This is a genomic window from Moorena sp. SIO3I6, assembly GCF_010672095.1.
The window spans coordinates 1-4,861 of record NZ_JAAHHU010000325.1; the positions used below are offsets into that span (position 1 = coordinate 1).

9 protein-coding genes are annotated in these 4,861 nt (G+C 40.6%); 4 read left to right on the plus strand and 5 right to left on the minus strand.

The genetic code is table 11. The features are described 5' to 3' along the window. The first annotated feature begins 146 nt into the window (after positions 1-146). Positions 147-662, plus strand: coding sequence for a hypothetical protein (locus F6K49_RS35185; protein ID WP_293104220.1), 516 nt, complete (start codon positions 147-149; stop codon positions 660-662). On the opposite strand, the gene F6K49_RS35190 is transcribed toward F6K49_RS35185, so the two are convergent. Further along, on the minus strand, positions 621-767 hold the full coding sequence (locus tag F6K49_RS35190) for a hypothetical protein (protein ID WP_293024064.1): 147 nt from the start codon (positions 765-767) through the stop codon (positions 621-623). The genes F6K49_RS35185 and F6K49_RS35190 overlap by 42 nt on opposite strands. A 289-nt stretch (positions 768-1,056) precedes the next feature. Between F6K49_RS35190 and F6K49_RS35195 the strand changes: the two genes are divergently transcribed. After that, the gene (locus F6K49_RS35195) at positions 1,057-1,815 is read left to right on the plus strand and encodes a hypothetical protein (RefSeq protein ID WP_293104223.1); all 759 of its coding nucleotides are present in this window, start codon (positions 1,057-1,059) and stop codon (positions 1,813-1,815) included. Here F6K49_RS35195 and F6K49_RS35200 read toward each other — a convergent pair. The 4 genes from F6K49_RS35200 to F6K49_RS35215 form a co-directional block, all read right to left on the minus strand. After that, a complete protein-coding gene (locus F6K49_RS35200; protein WP_293070674.1) occupies positions 1,772-1,909 on the minus strand; it encodes a hypothetical protein in 138 nt (45 codons plus the stop codon). The genes F6K49_RS35195 and F6K49_RS35200 overlap by 44 nt on opposite strands. Before the next feature lie 8 nt (positions 1,910-1,917). Then, positions 1,918-2,178 (minus strand): hypothetical protein, encoded by a 261-nt coding sequence (locus F6K49_RS35205; protein WP_293104227.1) that lies wholly within the window; start codon positions 2,176-2,178, stop codon positions 1,918-1,920. 65 nt (positions 2,179-2,243) lie between these two features. Continuing rightward, complete coding sequence (locus F6K49_RS35210) at positions 2,244-2,696, minus strand: hypothetical protein (RefSeq protein ID WP_293024052.1); 453 nt, start codon at positions 2,694-2,696, stop codon at positions 2,244-2,246. Positions 2,697-3,030: 334 nt separating this feature from the next. Then, entirely contained in the window at positions 3,031-3,231 is a 201-nt protein-coding gene (locus F6K49_RS35215; RefSeq protein WP_293070670.1) for a hypothetical protein, read from the minus strand. 42 nt (positions 3,232-3,273) lie between these two features. Between F6K49_RS35215 and F6K49_RS35220 the strand changes: the two genes are divergently transcribed. Then, on the plus strand, positions 3,274-3,411 hold the full coding sequence (locus F6K49_RS35220; protein WP_293025751.1) for a hypothetical protein: 138 nt from the start codon (positions 3,274-3,276) through the stop codon (positions 3,409-3,411). A gap of 616 nt (positions 3,412-4,027) precedes the next feature. After that, the coding region (locus F6K49_RS35225) for a M20/M25/M40 family metallo-hydrolase (protein WP_366514263.1) at positions 4,028-4,861 on the plus strand (834 nt) is incomplete at its 3' end.

Consider the following 4,861-nt stretch of genomic DNA (forward strand, 5'->3'; position numbering starts at 1 on the left):
ATATTGTGCGTTTGGTTAATTGGTGGCAGGGAGTTCCATTTGCAGCTACCCGATGTTCTCGTTTTGCTGCTCTTGGGCCGACCGGTTGACCTATGTCTAAACAAATATTAATTTCGCCAGCGGTATCAATTCTGGGGGACTTTGACATGATTACCCCCCAAAATTGGGGGGTTAGGGGGGCAAAACTAACTAAGCGTCCTCTAACCTTTAACCAGACCATTGTGATTGTTGCTTCAGGAGGATATAAAGAAGCGGGAGTCGATCAAGAAGGGCAAGATAATAATCTGCTTCCCCTTCCGGTAGCCTTCTGGCGTCGTTCACAGGGTTGGCGAGATTGGTTCGATAGCAAATCATCCTTTACTGGTGGTGAAGCCCATAGTTACATCGCCCACCATCTTTTTTACCAGCATCTGGTAATACCAATTCCTAATACCTTGATGATTTTGCTAACTGCTGTTTTAGGTAAGGGATTTAGGTTAATTAAACAGGATTATCCCGAGCAACAGCAATGGTGGTTTAGCAATCTAGGTAATGCTTGCTTGCTTTGTTGGTTAGTTTATTGCTTGATTTCACTACAAATTTATATCTCTTTGAAGGTGCTGCTACCTACTTTGATGCCTTTAGTAGTGTTTAGGATCTATAGCGTTACGCAAAGGGAGTAGGGAGTAGGGAGTAGGGAGTAGGGAGTAGGGAGTAGGGAGTAGGGAGTAGGGAGTAGGGAATCGGGAATCGGGAATCGGGAACATTATAGCAATTCTTATACTCATGATTACAAAGTTTATCCTGTTAAGGCAAAAGCTAATAGAAAAGAATGGTTTACTGGAATCAAGTTCCCCCCCTGATTAAGGGAATGTTTGAATCGAATCAGCTCCCCCCCTGATTAAGGGAATGTTTGAATCGAATCAGCTCCCCCCCTGATTAAGGGAATGTTTGAATCGAATCAAGTTCCCCCCTTATTAAGGGGGGTTAGGGGGGATCCCTAGTCAAATATAGCAATTATCATAACTGCGATAAACGCTTTATTTACTCATTAACTTATCAGTCAGGAAGCATAGTATGGCTAAAATACTCCCGAACAAATCCACTCTGGCACTAACAGTCGTAGTACTACTCTGTTCTTATGCACTGCCTCTTGAAGCAATAGTAAAAACACCTCAGTCTGGTCAGGATTTATCCCACTTTCAAGGCCAGCTAATTACCTTAAAATGGGGTGATATTTGGGAGAGATTGCGACGAAAAAAAGGTAAAGGAGGCTCAAGAGAGGCTAATCCTATCGAGCAAACTATCTGCATGCTCACCCCTGGTCAGCTATCAGATAGTGACGAAAATTATAATCATAAAGGAAGCTTAGAAATTTGGAGTGATAAACCTCTATTTCTCTGGCAAGGAGAAATGAAAGGTATTGAGGTGGGTGAGTATCGTACTAATCAACAATTGTGGGAGCAACCCTTAGACCCTACTACCACTAATATCCTTTATCAAGGCAAGCCCTTACAACCAGGTAAAGCTTACTTTTGGCGGAATACAATTCCTTTAGACGAACTTCCTACTAAGAGAAGTTTTCGTTTAATGAATGACCAAAAGCGTAATCAAGTCACCACTGAGTTAAATGAATTAGAAAGTAATCTGAAAGCTAAAGATGCAACTGCTGAAAAGATTGCTTTGGAACGAGTTAACTATTTCATCGACAAACAACTTTGGTCAGATGCATTACGGGAAATTTATCTGATGCCTAATCCTCCAGCTGAGGTAACTGATATTCTTGATAAGATTAACAATAAGGCTCATGATTTTTGTAAGCAGGAGCGGGAATAGGGAATAGGGAGTCGGGAGTCGGGAGTAGAGAAGAGGGAGGAGTGAGGTGTTGGGGTAAAGCTCCAAGACCTTGCTGCATTCCTTTGTCTATCAATCAAACTTTTATCCTAATAACTTACGTTTTAAATCTGTAGATGAAATTCCTTTATCGTTACCTGATATATAATTTTTCCAAGCTTCTTGACTTTGAACAATTTCTGTGATTGGAATGGTTTCTTCATCTCCTTCTACTTCTATCGCTTGATTAACTAAGACTTTTAATTCATCTAGTAATCGTAGTTGGTCAGAGAGACTAAGAGAATGAATTTGATTAAGTACCTGATTGTAATTTGTCATACTCATAACTTGTAGTGCTGCGCGCAAGGGTTATTAAATTTTAATATAACATAAAAAAAAATACAATTTTTGCTTTTTTGGATTGGAGATGTCTATTTTATATTAAAACTTCGTATGTCTCTGGCAAATTTTTCTAAGTTATGACCTATGCTATATCCCTGAGAACGTCGCCAAGCAATATAAAATCTTAACCTGTCCCAATAATAAGGTATAAAAGGATTCCAAATATCAAATGCCATCTTATTGTGAATTGCTCCAAATCGGTAAGCAATAGAAATCTGATTGCAGAAACTCAGGAAAACTTTTACTTTAATGTGCAATTCAGTATCTTCTTGTAGCTGAAGTAGGCGAGCGTTATCATCATCTGAAGAGTCTAACCAAGCATCCACATCAACCCTTGTTTCAATCATTGAGGGATCACTCAAGTGCTGCATATAAGACATGGTTCTACTGAGCTTGAATTGTCTTAAAGAAACTAGGAAGCCTATTGCAGCCAAAAAAGCTCCGACAATTGATCCAAAATCTACAAGAGTATCAAGCTTCATAATCAAACTAATAGTTAAGCTTATCTTAGTGAAACCTAACTTATATAACGGTTAGCATTTAAATCAATTCAATTATACTATAAAATTCCGTATTTTTTATATTGTTTACAAAAATTAATATTTACATAAAGTTGATTACTGGGAATAAAATAGCGCTACCAAAAGTAAAAAAAAATAGCCGTAGAAATACTATCCACGGCTATTTAAATGATCTATGTCAATGAGTTTTCAAACCCAACCTGATGTAATCCGATGTAATTGGCCAAAGGCCAAGCTATAGTAACAGACCGGAGCCTTTGCCAGGGGGGGGAAACCCCCCCAGAAATTTAAAGTGTTATGGCAACAGCCAATACTTCATCATTTTAGTAATCACTTCCCCTGGAACCTCAGTCGCCTCAAGAGGAGTCCATTCCGCAATCGACCCATAGCCCAATTTATAAAGCATTTGCATACTATAGATTACTGCTTCACGAGAGCCTTTCAGAGTGTGCTCAACAGGTTGTTTCTTGAAGTTTGACTTAAAGTCTTTTGACATAGATCAAAATTTGAACTCGTTAGGTTTATATAAATAATAGTAATGATTATGATTTTATTTGTCAAGGGTTTTGAAAAGTTTTTTTTGGGGAGTTTTAGGGATAATAAAAAAAAGCGATCGCTCTTAGCGGAAGCTGAGGCCTTTGGCCAGGCGGGGCGAACGCTTAATCGCGTAGCGTGACCTTAGGTCAATCGCGTAGCGTCTCTTTCAGAGAAGACCGTAGCGGCTATTGCAGAGCATCGCTTTTTTTAACGAGTAAATTTAATCGTTAAATTTAAGGATAGGGCTGGGAGGAGGAAGTAGGGAATAAGGAACTTCAGATCTCTTTCCTAATGTTGCCTTTTGCCTGTTACCTTTTGCCTTGTTGTCAGGGTGCATCTCCTCAAAGCTGTTTGATATCATGTCCGGATAATTAGTTATCAAAAAACATTCCCCTTGAAACCTTACTCCTTTACTTCAGCATAGCTGCCTTTTTTTACAAGAAGTGTGTTTACAACCCATATACAAACGCTGTAGATCGCAATCTGTATATGGGAGATGGGGGGCATTTCTTTGGGTCGCAGTCCATCTGCTCAGAATTAAAAAAATTAGGAAGTCTCGAAATCCAGGAGAATCAAGTGTTGGCTAGAAGCCATCACCATGTAATGCTGAATCTACCTGGACACGAGAAAAAATATCGGAATAGTTTAATCTAATTATATCCCATAATCAGGGATTTTGACTACAATCGGTTACCCGGAAATCACCTGAGGACATAATCATGGTACTGGTGTAGCGGTTCTGTTGCCCAAAGCCTATGCCTTTACCACTCAATCGCCCAAATCCCCAGATGGTAAGATTAGATGATAATCTTCTGCCTGATTACATTACTTTGGATCTAAAAGAACGTCTAATCACCCACCTCAGTCAGATAGTACGCGATCGCGATCCGTATATGGCATCTGGGGGACATTTCTATGTCCAGGAGTACATCCGCCAAGAATTAGAACAGTGGGGAAGCGTTGAAATTCACAAGTTTCAGGTGTCGGGCAAAACCCATCATAATCTGATTCTGAATCTACCGGCAAAAGAGGCGAGACCGCAACAGTTTGCTCCGATTTTAATTGGCTCTCACTATGATGCGGTACCTGGAAGCCCAGGAGCAGATGATAATGCTACCGGTGTAGCGGTGCTCTTGGAATTAGCTAGAGCCTTTGCCACTCAAGCGCCTACACACCCAGTCCGACTAGTAGCATTTGATATGGAAGAGTATGGATTGCTCGGAAGTGCTGCCTATGCTGCCTATTTAAAAGAACAACAGCAACCCTTGCGGTTAATGCTGTCTTTGGAAATGTTAGGGTATTGCGATCGCACTCCCAATTCCCAATGGTACCCACCAGGACTAAAATACTTTTACCCCAATCAGGGGGACTTCATTGCTTTAGTGGGAAACTTGCCAACAATCCTTGACTTTAGGCATTTAGCTCGGTTTATCCGCCAAGCTGGGATCCCTTGTCAGTGCTTACCAGTACCATTACGAGGGGTAATCGTTCCTCAGACCAGACTCAGTGACCACGCTCCATTTTGGGACCAAGGTTATCCAGCTTTGATGGTAACCGATACAGCATTTCTGCGCAATCCCCATTACCAT